This window comes from Micromonospora jinlongensis (assembly GCF_013410645.1).
In the GTDB taxonomy this organism is placed as follows: Bacteria; Actinomycetota; Actinomycetes; order Mycobacteriales; family Micromonosporaceae; genus Micromonospora; species Micromonospora zamorensis.
This window is the reverse complement of the sequence record NZ_JACCHK010000001.1, coordinates 4,375,282-4,392,998: the sequence shown is the minus strand read 5'-3', so window position 1 is coordinate 4,392,998 and position 17,717 is coordinate 4,375,282. Positions and strand designations below refer to the sequence as shown.

15 protein-coding genes are annotated in these 17,717 nt (G+C 71.6%); 6 read left to right on the top strand and 9 right to left on the bottom strand.

Annotated features, from left to right (window positions below; genetic code table 11):
- Positions 1 to 36 precede the first annotated feature (36 nt).
- Positions 37 to 1,515: a glutamate-cysteine ligase family protein gene (locus HNR22_RS19515; protein ID WP_179781552.1), complete on the bottom strand. Its 1,479-nt coding sequence runs from the start codon at positions 1,513 to 1,515 to the stop codon at positions 37 to 39.
- 297 nt (positions 1,516 to 1,812) lie between these two features.
- Positions 1,813 to 2,394, bottom strand: coding sequence for a YceI family protein (locus HNR22_RS19510; RefSeq protein WP_179781551.1), 582 nt, complete (start codon positions 2,392 to 2,394; stop codon positions 1,813 to 1,815).
- Positions 2,395 to 2,493: 99 nt separating this feature from the next.
- Between HNR22_RS19510 and HNR22_RS19505 the strand changes: the two genes are divergently transcribed.
- On the top strand, positions 2,494 to 3,000 hold the full coding sequence (locus HNR22_RS19505) for a MarR family winged helix-turn-helix transcriptional regulator (RefSeq protein ID WP_099849546.1): 507 nt from the start codon (positions 2,494 to 2,496) through the stop codon (positions 2,998 to 3,000).
- Positions 3,001 to 3,251: 251 nt separating this feature from the next.
- Here the strand turns inward: HNR22_RS19505 and HNR22_RS19500 are convergent, their stop codons facing one another.
- The 3 genes from HNR22_RS19500 to HNR22_RS19490 form a co-directional block, all read right to left on the bottom strand.
- Positions 3,252 to 5,912, bottom strand: coding sequence for an ATP-binding protein (locus tag HNR22_RS19500; protein ID WP_179781550.1), 2,661 nt, complete (start codon positions 5,910 to 5,912; stop codon positions 3,252 to 3,254).
- Between the two features lie 124 nt (positions 5,913 to 6,036).
- The gene (locus HNR22_RS19495; protein ID WP_179781549.1) at positions 6,037 to 7,185 is read right to left on the bottom strand and encodes an acyl-CoA dehydrogenase family protein; all 1,149 of its coding nucleotides are present in this window, start codon (positions 7,183 to 7,185) and stop codon (positions 6,037 to 6,039) included.
- Positions 7,186 to 7,263: 78 nt separating this feature from the next.
- The gene (locus HNR22_RS19490) at positions 7,264 to 8,796 is read right to left on the bottom strand and encodes a carboxyl transferase domain-containing protein (RefSeq protein ID WP_179781548.1); all 1,533 of its coding nucleotides are present in this window, start codon (positions 8,794 to 8,796) and stop codon (positions 7,264 to 7,266) included.
- Positions 8,797 to 8,962: 166 nt separating this feature from the next.
- Between HNR22_RS19490 and HNR22_RS19485 the strand changes: the two genes are divergently transcribed.
- Positions 8,963 to 9,523 carry a snapalysin family zinc-dependent metalloprotease gene (locus HNR22_RS19485; protein WP_179781547.1) on the top strand — a complete coding sequence of 187 codons (561 nt, stop codon included), beginning with the start codon at positions 8,963 to 8,965 and terminating at the stop codon, positions 9,521 to 9,523.
- Positions 9,524 to 9,584: 61 nt separating this feature from the next.
- Here the strand turns inward: HNR22_RS19485 and HNR22_RS19480 are convergent, their stop codons facing one another.
- The 3 genes from HNR22_RS19480 to HNR22_RS19470 form a co-directional block, all read right to left on the bottom strand.
- Positions 9,585 to 10,496 carry a hydroxymethylglutaryl-CoA lyase gene (locus tag HNR22_RS19480; protein ID WP_179783629.1) on the bottom strand — a complete coding sequence of 304 codons (912 nt, stop codon included), beginning with the start codon at positions 10,494 to 10,496 and terminating at the stop codon, positions 9,585 to 9,587.
- Between the two features lie 180 nt (positions 10,497 to 10,676).
- Positions 10,677 to 12,014 (bottom strand): acetyl-CoA carboxylase biotin carboxylase subunit, encoded by a 1,338-nt coding sequence (locus tag HNR22_RS19475; RefSeq protein WP_179781546.1) that lies wholly within the window; start codon positions 12,012 to 12,014, stop codon positions 10,677 to 10,679.
- A gap of 72 nt (positions 12,015 to 12,086) precedes the next feature.
- Positions 12,087 to 12,686: a TetR/AcrR family transcriptional regulator gene (locus HNR22_RS19470; protein WP_088950830.1), complete on the bottom strand. Its 600-nt coding sequence runs from the start codon at positions 12,684 to 12,686 to the stop codon at positions 12,087 to 12,089.
- 96 nt (positions 12,687 to 12,782) lie between these two features.
- On the opposite strand from HNR22_RS19470, the gene HNR22_RS19465 reads away from it, so the two are divergent.
- A complete protein-coding gene (locus tag HNR22_RS19465) occupies positions 12,783 to 14,036 on the top strand; it encodes an MFS transporter (protein ID WP_179781545.1) in 1,254 nt (417 codons plus the stop codon).
- Between the two features lie 6 nt (positions 14,037 to 14,042).
- Here the strand turns inward: HNR22_RS19465 and HNR22_RS19460 are convergent, their stop codons facing one another.
- Positions 14,043 to 15,200, bottom strand: a complete 1,158-nt coding sequence (locus HNR22_RS19460; protein WP_179781544.1) for an FAD-dependent oxidoreductase — start codon at positions 15,198 to 15,200, stop codon at positions 14,043 to 14,045.
- Positions 15,201 to 15,306: 106 nt separating this feature from the next.
- Here HNR22_RS19460 and HNR22_RS19455 point away from each other — a divergent pair, with 106 nt between their 5' ends.
- From HNR22_RS19455 to HNR22_RS19445, 3 genes are all read left to right on the top strand, one after another.
- Positions 15,307 to 15,888: a TetR/AcrR family transcriptional regulator gene (locus tag HNR22_RS19455; protein ID WP_179781543.1), complete on the top strand. Its 582-nt coding sequence runs from the start codon at positions 15,307 to 15,309 to the stop codon at positions 15,886 to 15,888.
- Between the two features lie 68 nt (positions 15,889 to 15,956).
- A complete protein-coding gene (locus tag HNR22_RS19450) occupies positions 15,957 to 16,514 on the top strand; it encodes a SigE family RNA polymerase sigma factor (RefSeq protein WP_179781542.1) in 558 nt (185 codons plus the stop codon).
- Positions 16,511 to 17,695 (top strand): hypothetical protein, encoded by a 1,185-nt coding sequence (locus HNR22_RS19445; protein WP_179781541.1) that lies wholly within the window; start codon positions 16,511 to 16,513, stop codon positions 17,693 to 17,695. Before HNR22_RS19450 ends, HNR22_RS19445 begins: the two co-directional genes overlap by 4 nt.
- The last annotated feature ends 22 nt before the right edge of the window (positions 17,696 to 17,717 follow it).

The following is a 17,717-nucleotide window of genomic DNA, read 5'->3' as shown; positions in this document are numbered from 1 at the left end:
GCAACAACTTCATGATCGACGCGGGTGGGTGGGGGGTTAGGGGACTGGCCAGGTGTGGACGGGGTTGTTGGTGCGTTGGAGTTCCAGGTAGCGCTGGACCATGTGGTGCAGCGCGTCCTTCCGGTCCATGCCGTGCCGCCGCTCCGCCGCCCAGACCGCCTCGGTCTGCCACACGGCGCCGTTGCGGCCGGTCCGGCAGCGCTGCTCGATGATGCCGAGCAGCCGGTCCCGCTGGGCCGGGGCGACACCGAACCCGTCCAGGCCGACGGCGGCGGTGGGCAGCAACTGGTCCAGCACCAGCTTGGTGACCGGCACTTCACCGAGCCCGGGCCAGTGCAGCACGGCGTCGAGGCCACGTCGGGCGGCGGCGTGGAAGTTCTCCTCGGCGGAACTGAAGGTGAGCTGACTCCAGATCGGGCGGTCCGACTCGGCCAGACCGCGGGCCAGCCCGAAGTAGAAGGCCGCGTTGGCGAGCATGTCCACCACCGTCGGACCGGCCGGGAGCACCCTGTTCTCCACCCGCAGGTGCGGGCGGCCGTTCATGATGTCGTAGACCGGGCGGTTCCACCGGTAGACCGTGCCGTTGTGCAACCTCAGTTCCCCGAGCTGCGGCACACCGCCGGCGTGCAGCACCTCCACCGGGTCCTCGTCCTCGCAGATCGGCAGCAGCGGCGGAAAATACCGGACGTTCTCCTCGAACAGGTCGAAGATCGAGGTGATCCACCGCTCGCCGAACCACACCCGGGGTCGTACGCCCTGGGCCTTGAGTTCATCCGGACGAGTGTCGGTGGCCTGCTGGAACAGGGCGATCCGGGTCTCGGCCCAGAGTTGGCGGCCGTACAGGAAGGGGCTGTTCGCGCCGACCGCCACCTGCACGCCGGCGATGGCCTGGGACGCGTTCCAGTAGTCGGCGAAGCTGTCCGGTGCCACCTGGAGGTGGAACTGGAGGCTGGTGCAGGCCGCCTCGGGGGCGATCGAGTCGGTGTGGGTCCGGAGCTGTTCGACGCCACGGATGTCCAGCTCGATGTCCTCGCCCCGAGCGCCGACGATCTGGTCGTTGAGCACCCGGTAGCGCTCGTTGGTGGAGAGATTGTCCTCGACCAGGTGCCCCTCGGTGAGGGTGGGCAGGATGCCGACCAGGACGATCTTCGCGTCGGACCTGGCCGCTCGCTCGTCGGCCCGGGAGAGGCTGCCGCGCAGGTCGTGCTCGTATTCGGCGAAACCGGCGCCCTCGATCAGCCGGGGCTCGGCGTTGAGTTCGAGGTTGAACTGCCCCAGCTCGGTCTGGAAGAGCGGGTCGGCGATGTCGGCGAGGATCTCCTCGTTGCGCATCGCCGGCTCGGCCGCCGAGTCGACCAGGTTGAGTTCGATCTCCAGGCCGGTCATCGGTCGGTCGGCGTCAAACCCGAAGTCGTCCAGCATCAGGGCGAAGACGTCCAGGCACCGCCGCACCTTCTGCCGGTACCGGACGCGATCATCCCGGGTGAAGGCGCCCTGCGAGACGTCCCTGCCCATGTGGTGTCCTCCCGACAACCGGCGCGGTCGGGATCCTGCCGTCCCGGAAAGCGCATTGTGAACCATCACGGTAAGAGCGCCCACCTGACCGGGGCCAGAGGCCAATGGCGGTCATCCGACATCGACCCGAGCGGACGCTGCTCGTGGCGCCATCTGTACCCCGCCGCCAGCCGCCAGGACCCGGTGGCGGCGAGAACAACTCGTGACAATTACCACGACCTCGGCACCGGACGGCAGAGACGACGCAGGGCCCGCGCCGACGTGCGGCGCGGGCCCTGCGTGGTGATCCGGGAGGGATCAGGCCTGACGGACGGCCTCGCCCTCGATCTCAATCTTGATCTTGCGGCTGACCAGCACGCCCCCGGTCTCCAGGGCGACGTTCCAGGTCAGGCCGAACTCCTCGCGGTCGATCTCGGTGCTCGCCGAGAAACCGAAGATGTCCTGGCCGAAGGGGCTGCGGCCGACACCCTCGAACTCCACCTCCAGCTCGACCGGGCGGGTGACGCCCTTGATGCTCAGCTCACCGGTGAGCACGAACTCGTTGCCGCGGCGGGACTTGACCCCGGTGCTGCGGAACTCGAGCGTCGGGAACTTCTCCGAGTCCAGGAACTCGGGGCTGCGCAGGTGTGCGTCCCGGTCGGCCTGCGTGGTGTCGATGCTGGCCGCCTGAATGGTCGCGACGACCGACGACTGCAGCGGGTCCTCGGCGACGGTGATGGTGGCGGTCGCCTCGTTGAACTCACCGCGAACCTTGCTCACCATCATGTGCCGGGCAACGAAGCCAACCCGCTTGTGCGCCACGTCCAGCGCGTAGGTGCCGGCCGTCGGGATGGTGAGGCCGTCCCAGTCGCGGGTAACCGCATCGATGCTGCTGGTCATGCTGCTGTCCTCCAGGAGATTGTTTAGTAGCCCAACGACTGCCTGAGCAACTATAACCACTGCAATATTCCCCGTGTCAAGTACTGCTACCATGAACGGGTGACCAACGTCTTCGACGATCCCCGGATCACCGCCGTCGGCCTGCTCTTCGAGGCACACGCCGGGCTCTCAGCCCGGTTCAACGCTCAACTCGAAGAGCACGGCCTCTCCGCGGTCGAGTTCGAGGTCATCACCCGTCTGGCCCGCTCACCGGGCAACCAGCTACGCATGACCGACCTCGCCGCGCAGACCTCCCTGTCGACCAGCGGAGTGACCCGGGTGGTGGACCGGATGGAACGTGACGGGCTGCTCACCCGGCGCGCCTGCCCGAGCGACCGGCGCAGCTCGTACGCGGTGGTCACCGCCGCCGGGATGCAGCGACTGAACGAGACGCTGCCCGGGCACCTACAGATGATCGAGCAGTGGTTCACCGGCCAACTCGACCCCGAGGCACTGGCGGCCCTTCTGGACGGGCTGCGCCGGGTCCGCGACGCCGCGCATCCGTGCGCCACCGCCGGCAGCGACGACACCAGCTTCGAGCAGCAGACCGACGCCGCCCGGTCCTGAGCACACCCGAGGCTGGGCGCGGTGGCAGCACCGGCAGAAAGACCGGCAGAACTGGCTGAGCCAAGCTGGATGATCCGGGCGAAGCCGGCTTTCTGCCGTCGCAGCGGTGGCAGGCTTCGTGCACCGGGGATCACCGGGGGGTGACGGCGCGGGCGATCAGCGAGGGGTAGCACCAAGGGGGCTCTTCGCCCGCGCCACTCTCTCGCCCCCGGTCGTCCCCGGCCGCGTCCGAGGCATCCAACCCCTCCGGGCTACTGCGGCGCCGCCGGCCCTTCCCGAGCGGCGGTCAACGCGTAGAGCAGTCCCGTCTCCTGCGGCAGCAGCTGGATGCCGCTCTCCCGGCAGGCCTGGGCGAGCCGGTCGAGCACTGCACGGTCGGCAGTGCTCGCGGCCAGCCCCACCAGCGCTTCCACCACGTCCCGGCGGTCCTGGCCCGCCTCGTCGGCGGCGGCGGCGAACCACTCGGCAGCCAACTCCCGGTCACCCCGGTGCAGCGCGAGATTCCCCTCGATCAACGCGCAGAGCCCGGCGTCCGGTCCACCCCAGGGCAGTGCCGTGTCACCGGAGCGCTGTCGCGGCAGGACTCGCCCCGACCCGGCCGCCGCAGCCTCGGCCACCCCGGTACGCAGCTCGGTGAGCACCTCGGTCGCCTCGGCAGCACGCCCGTCCTGGGCGAGCGCCAACCCGACCGTTCCCAGCACCCGGCGGCGGTGCCCGGGATCGCCCAGCTCGGAGAACCCCGCCATCGCCCGTCGACCATGGTCGACGGCGTCCGCGTACCAGCCCTCCAGGCGGGCGACCTCGGCGCGATTGGCCCAGGCCAGCACCCGCAACCGCTGCTCTCCACTCTCGGCGGCGAGTCGGTCCACCGCGGCGAGCCGGCGTCGGGCCGCAGCCAGGTCGCCAACCCGGATCTCGTGCCAGGCCAGGCTGTTCTGGGCCACCGCCAGGTCCCGGGTCCGCCCATTGCGGGCGGCCAACCGCAGCACCACCTCGGCCTGCTCGCGAGCCTCGTCGTGCCGGCCGACGGAGATCAACAAGTTGCCGAGCACGGTGCGCGCCTCCAACTCCCCGGTGACGTCGCCGGCCTTCAGGAAGGTGTCCAACGCCGCGCGCGCCGTCGGCAGTTCCTCGGCGCTGGCGCCGTGCTCGGCCGCGAGCCGGGCGACCCCGAGCGCGGCCCAGCCACGCAGGACCGGATCGGCGTCGGCGGTACGCGGGTCGGCCAGCAACCGGTGCAGCCACTGTCGTCCGACGATGTCGCGCCCACGGAACCGCCACCAGCGGGTCAGACAGGCCGCCAGCCGCAGCGCGGTCAACGGGTCGTCGGTGGCCGCGTGGGCCAGCGACGAACTGATGTCGCTGCTCATCTCGTCCAGCCGGTGCACCGCGTCGGACATTCGTGGGCCGACCAGGTCGATCGCGGTCCGGGCCACCAACCGCGCGATCACCTCCGCGTGCCGCCGCCGGATGCAGGTCAGCTCACCCTCCCCGGCCGCCTGCTCCACGGCATAGTCACGGACCGCGTCGAGCAGCCGGAACCGGAACGACCCGGTACCGCGTACGCCCAGCAGCCCCAGCTCGACGAGCCGGTCCAACAGCGGAACACTGTCGATCGCCACCGTGCCGTCCCGATCGGCCTCGTCGGCGAGCATCTCCTCGGCCAACTCCACCGACCATCGGTTGCCGAACACGGCGAGCTGTCGCAGCGCCGCCCGCTCGTCCGGTGCCAGCAGTCGGTAGCTCGTCGCCACCGCGTCGCGCAGGGTGACCGTGGCCACCGCCGGGGTGGTGTCCGGCCCGCCTGGCACCGGGGTGAGCGCGTCCGGCGCGTCCCAGCCGGGGTGGACGGCGGGATCGGCGGGAGTGGCGAGGTCGAGCACCCGGTCGCCGTACCGGTCGAGGAGCTCGGTGAGGTCGAGGAGCCGGCCGCGGGCGGCCATCAGCTCGATGGCCAGCGGCAGCCCGCCCAGGCGACGAACCAGTGCGGCAAGGGCTGGCAGCTCGTCGGGTGTGGGTGTCTCCCGGCGGACCTGAGCGAGCCGGGCGGTGAACAACGCGACCGCCGGCCACGATTCGAGCGTGGCCAGTCCGGAGCGTTCGGCGTCCGGTGGCGGCACGTCGAGCGGGGCGACCGGCCAGACCCGCTCGCCGGGTAGGCCAACCGGGTGCCGTCCGGTGACCAGCACCCGCAGCGAGGGCAGGGCCGCGAGCAGCCGGTGCAGCGTCGCGGCCACCGGGCCCGGTGCGCGTTCCACCGCGTCCATCACCAGCAGCGCCGGCTGCCCGGCGAGCCGGGCCACCAGGTCCGGCAGCCGGGCCGCGCCGAGCACGGACATCGAGGCGGCGAGCACGTCCGGCCCGTCCGAGCCCTCGCCGATCAGCACCCCGGCCACTCCGGCCGGGTGGGCCGAGGCCACCACGTGCGCCACCGACGTTGCCAGGGAAGTCTTGCCGACCCCGGCCAGCCCGACCAGGCTCACCAGCCGGGGCCCGCGCTCCGCCGTCAGCATTCCGGTCAGCTCGGTGAGGTCACGGTCCCGGCCGATCAGCGTTACCGGTGGTGGGAGGGTGACCGGCCGGTCGGCGGACGTGGTTCTGCCGCTGACCGCGAGCGCAGTCGAGGTGGTGTCCGGCCGGGCCAGCTCACCAGCGGCGCCGCGGGCCGCGGCCAGGAACGCCGCCCGGCCGGTGTCGGTCAACGCCAGCGCCGTGGCGAGCAGATCCACTGTGGTGCGCTGCGGCCGGACCGCCCGACCGCGCTCCAGGTCACGCACCGTCCGCACACCCACCCCGGCCCGGGACGCCAGCTCGGCCTGGGTCAGGCCGGCGGCGCGTCGATGCTCGCGGAGCAGCTCCGACAGGGCGGTACGACCAGCCGGGCTCCGCGACCGATCATGAGCCGGAGTCATGGGCACGAAGAGTACGGATCGACTCCGACGCTCGGCAGTCGAACGTCGGGCTATTGACGCCCACCCGCCGAAACCCGACAGCCGTACGGGCGGTCCACCCGGTGCGGGTGTCCGGCTGGATCTCTCAGAGGCCCAGATCGCGGGCGATGATCATGCGCTGCACCTCACTGGTGCCCTCGCCGATCTCCAGGATCTTGGAGTCCCGCCAGAAACGGGCCACCGGGTACTCGTTCATGAAGCCGTAGCCGCCATGGATCTGGGTGGCCTCCCGGGCGTTGTCCACAGCGATCGTGCTGGCGTGCAGCTTGGCGATGGCAGCCTGCCGCTTGAACGGCTCGCCGGCCAGCATCCGGGCGGCGGCGTCGTAGTAGGCCAGCCGGGCGGTGTGCGCCTTCAGCTCCATGTCAGCGATCTTGAACTGGATCGCCTGGTTGGCACCGATCGGCCGGCCGAAGGCGTGCCGCTCCTTCGCGTACTTGATCGACTCGTCGACGCAGCCCTGGGCGAGGCCGACGGCCAGCGCGGCGATGGCGATCCGGCCCTCGTCGAGGATTCGCAGGAACTGGGCGAAACCCCGGCCACGTGCGCCGAGCAGGTTGGCCGCCGGCACGCGACAGTCGTCGAAGGTCAGCTCGTGGGTGTCCGAGGCGGTCCATCCCACCTTGGAGTAGCCCGGCGCCACGGTGAACCCGGGTGTGCCGGTCGGCACGATGATGGTCGACAACTCCTTGGAGCCGTCCGGGTTCGTGCCGGTCACCGCGGTGACGGTCACCATGGCCGTGATGTCGGTGCCCGAGTTGGTGATGAACGCCTTCGAGCCGTTGATCACCCACTGGTCGCCGTCCAGCACCGCCCGCGTCTGCGTGCCGGCGGCGTCGGAGCCGGTGCCGGGCTCGGTGAGACCGAAACCGGCCAGCGCCTCGCCGCTGAGCAGCTTGGGCAGCCAGGTCGCCTTCTGCTCCTCGGTGCCGAAGCGGTAGATCGGCATCGCGCCCAGCGAGACCGCCGCCTCCAGCGTGATGGCCACGCTGGAGTCGACCCGGGCGATCTCCTCCAGGGCCAGGCAAAGGGCGAAGTAGTCGCCGCCCATGCCGCCGTGCTCCTCGCCGAAGGGCAGGCCGAACAGGCCCATCTTGCCCATCTGCCGGATCACCTCGTACGGGAAGGTGTGCTGCTCGTAGTGCTCGGCGATGACCGGGGCGACCACCTCGCGCGCGAAGTCCCGCACGCTGTCCCGCAGCGCGGCTTGTTCGTCGGTGAGCCGGAAGTCCATCTCATCCTCCTGTAAGGACGGTCCCGCCCGGCGCTCGTGACGCCGGGGCGGGTCGCTGTGCGGGGCCCGGATCGAGGATCAGACCGGGGTGACGCCGTGCCGACGGCGGGAGAAGTGCCGATCCTTCGTACGCGCCGCCGCGAACCGACGGACCAGCTCGGTGCGCAGGTCCTGCGGCTCGACGATGGCGTCCACCACAAGCTCGCTGGCCAGGCGGACGACGTCGATGTCCTGCTCGTACTCGGCCCGCTTCGCGGCGACGAAGGCGGCCCGCTCGTTCTCGTCCGCGATGGCGGCGATCTTGTTGGCGTAGACCGCGTTCACGGCGGCCTCGGCCCCCATCACCGCGATCTTCGCGGTCGGCAACGCGATCGTGGCGTCCGGCTCGAACCCGGGACCGGCCATCGCGTAGAGGCCGGCGCCGTACGCCTTGCGGACCACCACGCAGATCTTCGGCACCGTCGCCTCGGAGATCGCGGTGATCATCTTCGCGCCGTGCCGGATGATGCCCTGCTTCTCCACCGCGCTGCCGACCATGAAGCCGGGTACGTCGCTGAGGAACAGCAGCGGCACGTTGAACGCGTCGCAGAGCTGCACGAACCGGGTCGCCTTGTCGGCCGAGTCGACGAAGAGCACGCCGCCCTTGAACATCGAGTTGTTGCCGACCACACCGACGACCTGGCCGTCGAGTCGGCCGAAGCCGATGGTCAGCTCCTTGGCCCAGAGGGCCTGGATCTCGAAGAAGGAACCCTCGTCGAGCAGGCCCTTGACGTAGCGCCGCATGTCGAACGCCTGCCGCTCGCTGGCCGGCACGAGCGCGGCAAGGTCGGCCTTGGCGGGGGCGGCGACGGCCGGCGCGGTCGGCGGCGCTTGCGTCCAGTTCGCCGGGAGGTACGACAGGTAGGTCTTCACCACGTCGAGCGCGTCGGCCTCGGTCTTGCAGAGGAAGTGCCCGACGCCGGATTCGGTGGTGTGCACCTTGGCCCCACCCATCGCTTCCAGGGTGGTCTTCTCGCCGGTGACCATCTCGACCATCCGGTCCGAGCCCAGATACATGCTCGCGTTGCCGTCGACCAGGGCGACCACGTCGCAGAACGCCGGAATGTACGCCCCTCCGGCGGCGCTCGGGCCGAACAGCGCGCACACCTGCGGGATCGAGCCGGAGGCGCGCACCTGGTTCCAGAAGATCTTGCCGGCGCCACGGCGGCCGGGGAAGAGGTCAACCTGGTCGGTGATCCGGGCGCCGGCCGAGTCGACCAGGTAGACCATCGGCACACCGGCGCCGTACGCCCGCTCGATGATCCGAATGATCTTCTCGACGGTGCGGGCGCCCCAGCTGCCGGCCTTGACGGTGGAGTCGTTGGCCATCAGGCAGACCTGTCGGCCGTCGATCGTGGCGGTGCCGGTGACCACCCCGTCGGCGGGCAGCCCTTCGGCCATCGTGTTGGCGTAGAGGCCGTCTTCGACGAAGGAGCCCTCGTCGACCAGGAGCGCGACCCGCTCACGGGCGAAGAGCTTGCCCTTGGCCGCGTTGGCCGCGTGGTACTTGTCCGCGCCGCCGGACCGGGCCCGCTTGCGCAGTTGCTCCAGTGCCTCACCGTCGAGCGTCACGCCGACTCCCTCGCCATTACGACCTGAACGATCGTTAGGCTAGCGCATCGGCGCGACGGTCGGCGACCCATGGGCGGATCAGACGGCGAAGCTTGACGCAAGACATTGAAAAAGATGAATGCTTGTCGCTAGGCTCCTGACACCCCCTCCCAGATCGGAGTCAGCGATGACCTCACGACTCAATCGGCTCGCGGTCGCGTTCCTCGCGACGGCACTCGCCACCCTCGGCGTCACGGTCGCCAACCCGTCGCCCGCGTCCGCCGCCATGACCATCTGCTACAACACCAGCCAGGCGGGAAGCTACGCCAGCGTCGCCAACCAGGCCGCCTCGATCTGGAACAACGCCACCGTGAACCTGACCCTCTCGGCGAACTGCGGCTCCAACCTCCGCATCTACCGGATCACCGGCGGTGGCTCGTACGCCGTGCGGACCAGCCTCGGCAACGGCCGGGTCTACATCGACACCCAGCAGGCCGCCCAGTACAGCGTGCTGCGGATCATGACCCACGAGATCGGGCACATCCTCGGCCTGCCGGACAACTACAACGGCAACTGCGCGCTGCTGATGTCCGGCGGCAGCGCCGGCACCAGCTGCACCAACGCCTACCCCAGCTCCGCCGAGGCGAGCCGGGTGAGCAACCTCTTCGCCGGCACGTTCAGCGCCACCGACCGCAGCGCGGACATCTTCCGCGACAGCTGGCCGAGCGCGCTCACCTCGGTGAGCTGATCGACCTGGCACCAGGAAGGGGCCGGCGCGTGCGCCGGCCCCTTCGTCGTGTCCGAACCGGTCAGCTCGGCATCGGCGTCAGGCGGGTACGCGGGCCCGCCCGCAGCACGCCGGACGGGAGCTTCTTGCCGAGCAACTCCTCGGCCAGCTCCGCCGCCCCGATCAGGGCCGCCAGGTCGATGCCGGTGTCGATGCCCATGTCGTGCAGCATGTGCACCGCCTCCTCGGTGGCCAGGTTGCCGCTGGCCCCGGGCGCGTACGGGCAGCCGCCCAGGCCACCGACGCTGGCGTCGAACTCGGTCACCCCCAGCTCCAGCGCGGTCAACAGGTTGGCCAGCGCCGTACCCCGGGTGTTGTGGAAGTGCAGCAGCACCGGCACGTGCGCGTTGCGGTCGCGTACCGCGGTCAGCAGCTCGCGGACCCGGCGTGGGGTGCCCATGCCGGTGGTGTCGCCGAACGCGACACGGTCCGCGCCGTCGCGGACCACCCGGTCGACGATGCCGGCCACCCGCGCCGGGTCGATGTCACCCTCGTACGGGCAGCCGAAGCTGGTCGCCACGATCACCTCGACCTGCGCGGACGCGCCGTGCAGCAGGTCGATCAGCTCGGCGATGTCGTCCAGCGACTCGTCGGTCGACCGGTTGACGTTGCGCCGGTTGTGCGTGTCGCTGGCGGAGACCACCACTTCGATCTCGGTGAAGCCGGCGGCGAGGGCCCGCTGGGCGCCCCGGGTGTTCGGCACCAGCGCCGAGTACCGCACCCCGTCGGCCCTGACCGCCCGCTGCCACACCTCGTCGGCGTCGGCCATCTGCGGGATCGCCCTCGGGTGCACGAACGACACCGCCTCGATCCGGCGTACGCCAGTGCCGGAGAGCGCGTCGAGCAGCCGCACCTTGGCGTCGGTCGGGATCGGGTCCTCGTTCTGCAACCCGTCCCGCGGCCCAACCTCACGGATCGACACGGAATCTGGCAAATGGCTCATCGGTCACCTCGCTGTGACGTCGGATCGGGACAGCATGTCGGCCGCTTTGCTCTGCTGCCTTATATGCGACGGCCACTGTCGGCCATGCTGTCGCATATAGGTAAGCAGAGCAAAGGGCGCACCAACCAGTCTCGCCGGCAGGCCAGGCCGAGCCAGGCCAGGCCGAGCCCGTCAGCGCATGCGGGAGACGATGCCGGTGTCGTAGGCGCCGGAGAGGAACTCTTCGTTGGTCAGGAGCTCGGCGAAGAAGGGGACGTTGTTCTTCGGGCCCTCGATCTGGAAGGCGGCGACCGCTGCCTTCGCCCGCTCCAGCACCTCGTCACGGGTGGCGCCGCTGATGATGAGCTTGGCCAGCAGGCTGTCGTAGAACGGGGTGACCGTGTTGCCCTCGGTGTAACCGGAGTCGACCCGGACACCCTCGCCGGTGGGCTCCACCCAGGTCCTGACCACGCCGGGGCCGGGCAGGAAGCGCTTCGGGTCCTCGGCGTTGATCCGCAGCTCGATGGCGTGGCCGCTCGGCGCCAACGCGTCCGGGTCGAAGGTCGGCGCCAGCCCCGACGCCACCCGCAACTGCTCCTCGACCAGGTCCACGCCGTAGACGTACTCGGTCACCGGGTGCTCCACCTGGAGGCGCGTGTTCATCTCCAGGAAGAAGAACTCGTTCGTCTCCGGATCGAGCAGGCACTCCACGGTGCCCGCGTTGCGGTAGCTGACCGCCTCACCCGCGCGTACCGCCGCCGCCAGGAGGCGAGATCGCAGCTCCGGCGACACCGCCGGGGACGGCGACTCCTCGACCAGCTTCTGGTTGCGTCGCTGCACCGAGCACTCCCGCTCGCCGAGCGCCACCACCCGGCCGTCGGCCAGACCGAGAATCTGCACCTCGACGTGCCGCACCCGGGGGAAGTACCGCTCGATCAGCACCGAGCCGTCGCCGAACATCCGCTCGGCGAACGCGCGCACCTTGTCGTACTCGGTGCGCAGCGCGGCCTCGTCGACGGCGACGCCCATGCCCATGCCGCCGCCACCGGCCGCGGCCTTGACCATCACCGGGTAGCCGATCCCGGCGGCGGCCGTCACCGCCGCGTCCAGGTCGGCGGCCGGGTCGGTGGTGCCGGGCGCGACCGGAACGCCGGCCGCCGCCATCAGGTTCCGGGCATTGATCTTGTCGCCCATCGCGGTGATCGCGTCAGCGTCAGGCCCGATCCAGATCAGGCCGCTCGACTCGACGGTACGGGCGAACTCGGCGTTCTCCGACAGGAAGCCGTACCCGGGGTGGATGGCCTGCGCACCGGTCGCCTTCGCGGCGGCGAGGATCGCCTCGGCGTTGCGGTAGCTCTGCGCCGGGTTCGGCGGGCCGATGAGAACGGCCTCGTCCGCCTCGGCCACGAACGGGAGGTCGGCATCGGCCTCCGAGTACACAGCGATCGCGCGGATGCCGAGCCGCTTGGCGGTCCGAATGATCCGGCGGGCGATCTCGCCCCGATTGGCGACCAGCAGTGACTCGATCATGTTTCCTCCCGGCGTCCGGATGGTGGGACGGTAGTCAGGGAATCATGACCGGTGCGGTTCTGACGAGTCGGCTCAGGCGAGCAGCGCGGCCAGGGTCGCGCCGCGCAGCAGCTCGGCACGGCGTCGGCGGTCCACCTCGCCACCGAGGAACGGGGTCGAGTTCATCAGACCGAACGCGGCGTGAGCGAGCACCCGGGCCTCACCGTCGGGCATGCCCGGGTGCAGCGCGGTGAGCACTGTCACCCACTCCTCGACGTAGAGCCGTTGCAGGCGACGGATCTGCCGTCGCGGCTCCTCCGGCAGGCGGTCCAACTCGTGCAGGTGCAACGCGATCACCGCCGGGTTGGCCAGCGCGAACTCGACGTGGAAGTCGATCAGCGACTCCAGCACACCGCGCGGGTCGTCCGGGCGGCCGGCGGCACGTTCCCGCCCACCGGCCAGCAACCCGTCACTGACCGGGATCAGCGCGGCGGCCAGCATGGCCTCCTTGCCGGCGAAGTGGTGGTAGAGCGCCGGACCCGTGACCCCCGCCGCCGCACCGATGTCGTCCATCGACACACCGTGGTAGCCACGGGCGGCGAACAGACCGACCGCGATCTCCAGGATCTCGTCCTTGCGGGACCTGCGCCGGCCCGCGCCCGCCGCACCCCGTGCCTGCTGCTCCACCGTCACCGGGCAAGCGTAGACCCGCGAGCAGCCCTCGGTGGAGCAGCGGTGACGACGTCCACGGCTTGACCCTCGACCCGGTCGAACCCGCACGGTCACCGGATGACCTCCTCAGCTCTGGGCCGGGACTTCCGGCTGCTCTGGTCCGCCGCCGTCTCGTCGCGGTTCGGGGACGCGCTGCGTACGCCGGCACTGGCCCTGCTGGCGGCGACCGTGACCCGCGACCCGCGGGTCATCGCGGCGGTCACCGTGGCCGGTCAGTTGCCGCCGCTGATCTTCGGTCTGCTCGGCGGCGTGTACGCGGACCGCTGGGACCGTCGTCGGACGATGGCCCTGGTCGACGGCATCCGTGCCGTCGTGGTGGCGGCACTGGCCGTGACTGTCGCACTCGACCGCGTCGGTGTCGTGGTGCTGCTGGTCGCGGCGTTCCTGCTCGCCACACTGGGCACGCTCTTCGACTCGGCCTCGTTCGCGCTGCTCCCCGCGTTGGTGCCACCGGATGCGCTGCCCCGGGCGAACGGTCGACTCCAGGCGGGGTCGGCGGTCGCCGGCGGTTTCCTCGGGGCGCCCGCCGCCGGTGTCCTCTTCGCCGTCGCCCCGGCTCTCCCGTTCGCCCTCGACGCCGTCACCTTCGCCGCGGCGGCGCTGCTCGTGCTGGCCCTCGCCCCCACTCCCGTCGCGAGCGTGCAGGCGCGGTCCGGCACTCGGCGCGGGTCGGTGTGGGGCGAGATCGTCGAAGGGCTGCGTTGGCTGCGCGCGCACCGGACCCTGTGGCGGGTCACCCTGCTCACCGCCGCGAGCAACCTGGCGATCAGCGGGATCATGGCGGTGCTGGTGCTCTATGCGCTGGACGTGCTGCGGGTGCCGCCAGCCGGGTACGGGCTGTTCGCCGCCGCCGCGATCGTCGGGGGCGTGGTGGGGGCGCTCGGGTCCGGTCGGCTCGCCGCCCGACTCGGCACGGTGCCGGCGCTGTGCGTGGTGCTCGCCGCGGAGACCGTGGCGCTGACCGGGTTCGCGCTGGCCCGACATCCGGTCCCGGGCGGCTTCGCGTTGGCCGTCTTCGCCGCCGGGACAGTGGTGTGGAACAGCCTGTGGGCGTCGTACGGGCAGCGGAACGTGCCGGCCGGGCTGCTCGGCCGGGTCGGATCGGCCCAGCGGATGGTCGGCCTGCTCACCGCACCGATCGGTGCGGCGCTCGCCGGGCTGGCCGCCGCCGCGTACGGGACGGCGCCGGTGGCGGGTGCGGCGGCCGGCATCTTCGCGCTGGTCACAGTGGCCGCGTGGCGGACACTGCGGCCGGCCGGCCCGCCCGCGGGTGCCCAGCCGGTGCCGGTCGCGCGAGACCTGATCCCCTAGTGCGGTCTAGCCCGGCGTGCGTTCCCGGTGGGACAGCCCGGACAGGCGCAGCGCGATCCGTCGGCGCCACGGTGGCACGGCACCGAGCAGCCGCAACAGCACGTCACGGGCTGGCCGGCGGGCCGGGGAGACGGTGGCCAGCCGGGTCAGCCCGGCGGCGAAGCTGAGCACGTCCTCGGCCATCGGGCGCTGCCGGGCGGTGTAGTCGTCGAGCAGCGCGTCCGGACCACCGTCGAGCACGTCCGCCAGCGCGGTGCCGAGGGCGACCGCGTCGCAGATGCCGAGGTTCATGCCCTGCCCGCCGGCGGGGCTGTGCACGTGCCCGGCGTCTCCGGCCAACAGCACCGGCCCGGCTCGGAACGTGTCGGCGATCCGGTGATGCACCCGGAACCGGGAGCCCCAGAGCACCTCGGTCACCCGGTCGGGTCGTCGCGCCGGACCGCGCTCGTCGAGCAGCGCCTGGAGGTACGCCTCGTCCGGCTCGGCCGGGGCCGTCGCCACGGCGGCGACCAGTCGGACCACCCCGTCCGGGAGCGGGGCCCAGATCAGCGGCCCGGGGCGGGCGAGGAAGAGCGCCGCCTCGTCGCGGGGCAGAACGCTTCGCACCCGTACGTCGGCGAGCACGAAGGACTCCTCGTCGCTGGGGCCGGTGAAGCCGATGCCGACCAACTGACGGACGGTGCTGTGCAGCCCGTCCGCTCCGACGACGAACCGGGCGCGCAGCGTCTTTCCGTCGACCTGCGCGAGCACCCCGGCACCGGTGGTGGCCAACCCGGTCAGCCGGCACGGTCGCCGCACCTGGACGCCGAGGTCGGCCAACTGCCCGGCGAGCACCGCCTCGGTGACCGACTGGGAGACCAGCAGCGCGTAGGGGAACCGGGACGGCAGCTCGTGGAACGGCACCGACAGCAGCACGCGGTCCCGGTCGCGCACGGTGAAGCGCGGCGTCCGCACCCCCTGGGCGTCCAGCGGCGCCGCAGCGCCGATCCGGTCCAGCACCTCCAGGGTGTACGCGTGCACGACGGCCGCGCGCGAGGTGATCGGCGGCTCGGCCAGTTGGTCCAGCACTGTCACCTCGATCCCGCGCCGGGCCAGCGTCAGCGCGGTGGCGAGGCCGGTGGGGCCTGCGCCCACCACCAGGACGTCGGTGCTCGTGGGCAGCATGGCCACCTCCAGAAGACCATTGCCAACATGTGTTGGCAAACACTTGTTGGCGACGCTAGAGGCCTGTCGATTGCGTGTCAACAGGTGTTGGCCTACGGTCGTTGACATGACAGCGTCTGCCCAACCGACCTCTCCCCGCCGCTCGGACGCCACCCGGGCGGCGATCCTGCGCGCGGCCCGGGAACGGTTCGCGGCGGACGGCTACGAGCGGGCCACGATCAGGGCCATCGCCGCCGACGCCCAGATCGACCCGTCGATGGTCATGCGCTACTACGGCAGCAAGGAGGGACTCTTCGCGGCGGCGGCCGAGTTCGACCTCCGACTGCCCGACCTGGCCGCGGTGCCACCCGACCAGCTCGGTGAGACGCTGGTCCGGCACTTCCTCACCCGCTGGGAAGGCGACGAGACGCTCGTGGCGCTGCTGCGGGCCGCCAGCACCAACCCCGGTGCCGCCGAACGGATGCGCGGCATCTTCGCCGACCAGCTCACCGCGGCCGTGGCCACGTTCGGCACCGACCCGACCACTACCGCCCGGCGCGCCGGCCTGGTGGCCAGTCAGATCCTCGGCCTCGCCTACACCCGGTACGTCGTTCGCCTGCCGCCGATGGTGGACACCACACCGCAGGACCTGGTCTCCTGGGTCGCGCCGACCCTCCAGCGCTATCTGACCGGAACGCCGGAGGGCTGACCCAACCTTTTCCCCCTTCCCGTGCGTCTGCCAGGTGACGCGCATCGCGACGGCCGGAAGGGGGGCGGATGGCAGCCACGAGAAACGACGGACGCGACGGCTACCTCGCCTTCGTGGAGAGCCACCAACACCGGCTGCTGCGCGCCGCCTACCTGATCTGTGGCAACCGGCACCAGGCCGAAGACCTGCTCCAGGACGCCCTGCTGAAGCTCGCGCTGCGCTGGTCCTCGGTCCGCGACGGCGACCCCTCCGCGTACGTGCGGGCCATCCTCTACCGCGACGCGGTGTCGTGGTGGCGTCGCCGGCGGCGGGAATGGCTCAGCGCCACACCTCCGGAGCAGGTGGCCCACGACCGGGACGGCGCGTTGCGGCTGACGCTGCACGACGCGTTGGGCCTGCTGCCGCCACGGCAGCGGGCCGTGCTGGTGCTGCGCTACTACGAGGATCTGACCGAGGTCGCCACCGCCGAGGCGCTCGGGGTGACCGTCGGCACCGTGAAGAGCCAGTGTCACGCGGCGCTGCGCCGACTCCGCGAGGTCGCTCCGGACCTGGCCCGGGATGCCCGACCGAGCCAGCGCCCCGCAGCGTCCGGCGACCTGGCGACCGGCGTGGAGGTGAACCCGTGAACGAGCAGGACCTGCGTCAACTGCTGACCGTCAGCGTCGAGGACGTCCGGCCCAGCCACCCCGCGGTGACCGGCTGGGAACGGGCCCGGCGCACTCGGCGTACCCGCCGGGCCGTCGGCGCGGTGGCAGTGGCCGTGGTGCTGATCGGTGGCGGCACTGTCGCTGCCCTACGACCGCCCGCCAACCCACCGCCGGACCACTCGGTGGCGCCGACCGTCGTGCCCAACCACGCCGGACCGGTGGTGCGCGCCCCCGCCGAGCTGACCTTCCCACCTGACCCGCTGGCCCGACTCGGTGACCCGGCGACAGTGCCGCTCTCCGCCCGACCGGTCAAACGGGCGCTGGCGCTGTTCCAGCCGTTTCACAGCGAGGAGTACCGCGCGGACGGTCCCGTCCGGGTGCTCGGGGACGACGGTGTGGTGCGCAGTCTCGACGTGGTGACCCCGGCCCCCACCCGGGACGAGGGCGGCAACCAGGCGCCCGCCCTGAAGTCGGGAGTGCTCTCGCCGGACGGCCGGTCGGCCGCGTTCGCGCAGACCAATGAGCTGATCATGGTCGACCTCACCACGGCGACCGTGCGCCGCATCCCCCTCGATGGCTACCTGGAAATGGTGGTCTGGGCGGGCGACCGGGTGCTGGTCGGCGGCGACGGCCGGACGTACGCGGTGGACCGGGCCTCCGGCGCGGCCAGCCAGCTCAACGTCTCGCTCTGGGACCTGGTCGCGCCCGACCCGGCGGCCGGCCGCGAGGCGGCGCTCGTCGAGGTGAGCGGCATGCGGGACAACCTCACGCTGCGCAGCCGTACCGCCCGCGAGGGCACGGTTCGTTCCGAACAGAAGGTCACCGGCGGCCCGCTACCGGTGCCGTACCAGGTCAACGAGTTCTACGGCCGGGGCTGGCTGCACGGCGAACGCCTGGCCCGCTCGGCGTGGATCACCAACAGCGAGATCGACGGTGCCGAGGGGGTGGCCGTGCTGGATGCCCGGACCGGTGCGGTGGCCCACGTGCTCGACCTCGGCCGTGACCGGTGGAAGGGTTGCTGCGAGGTGCTGGGCTGGGACAACCGGGGTGCCGTCCTGCTCCGCCTGCAGCCGGGCGGCCTGGTGCGCTGGCATCCGGAGACCGGCGAGGTCACCGGCGTGGTCCGCGAGCTGACCGGCATGGTGGCACTGGCCGGCTGAGCCCTCGTCCCCGCGCGGCCGG

Coding starts and splice junctions, on each gene's coding strand:
- HNR22_RS19515 (WP_179781552.1), bottom strand. CDS start 1,515: ATGGGCAGGGACGTCTCGCAGGGCGCCTTCACCCGGGATGATCGCGTC.
- HNR22_RS19510 (WP_179781551.1), bottom strand. CDS start 2,394: ATGACCAGCAGCATCGATGCGGTTACCCGCGACTGGGACGGCCTCACC.
- HNR22_RS19500 (WP_179781550.1), bottom strand. CDS start 5,912: ATGACTCCGGCTCATGATCGGTCGCGGAGCCCGGCTGGTCGTACCGCC.
- HNR22_RS19495 (WP_179781549.1), bottom strand. CDS start 7,185: ATGGACTTCCGGCTCACCGACGAACAAGCCGCGCTGCGGGACAGCGTG.
- HNR22_RS19485 (WP_179781547.1), top strand. CDS start 8,963: ATGACCTCACGACTCAATCGGCTCGCGGTCGCGTTCCTCGCGACGGCA.
- HNR22_RS19475 (WP_179781546.1), bottom strand. CDS start 12,014: ATGATCGAGTCACTGCTGGTCGCCAATCGGGGCGAGATCGCCCGCCGG.
- HNR22_RS19465 (WP_179781545.1), top strand. CDS start 12,783: ATGACCTCCTCAGCTCTGGGCCGGGACTTCCGGCTGCTCTGGTCCGCC.
- HNR22_RS19460 (WP_179781544.1), bottom strand. CDS start 15,200: ATGCTGCCCACGAGCACCGACGTCCTGGTGGTGGGCGCAGGCCCCACC.
- HNR22_RS19455 (WP_179781543.1), top strand. CDS start 15,307: ATGACAGCGTCTGCCCAACCGACCTCTCCCCGCCGCTCGGACGCCACC.
- HNR22_RS19450 (WP_179781542.1), top strand. CDS start 15,957: ATGGCAGCCACGAGAAACGACGGACGCGACGGCTACCTCGCCTTCGTG.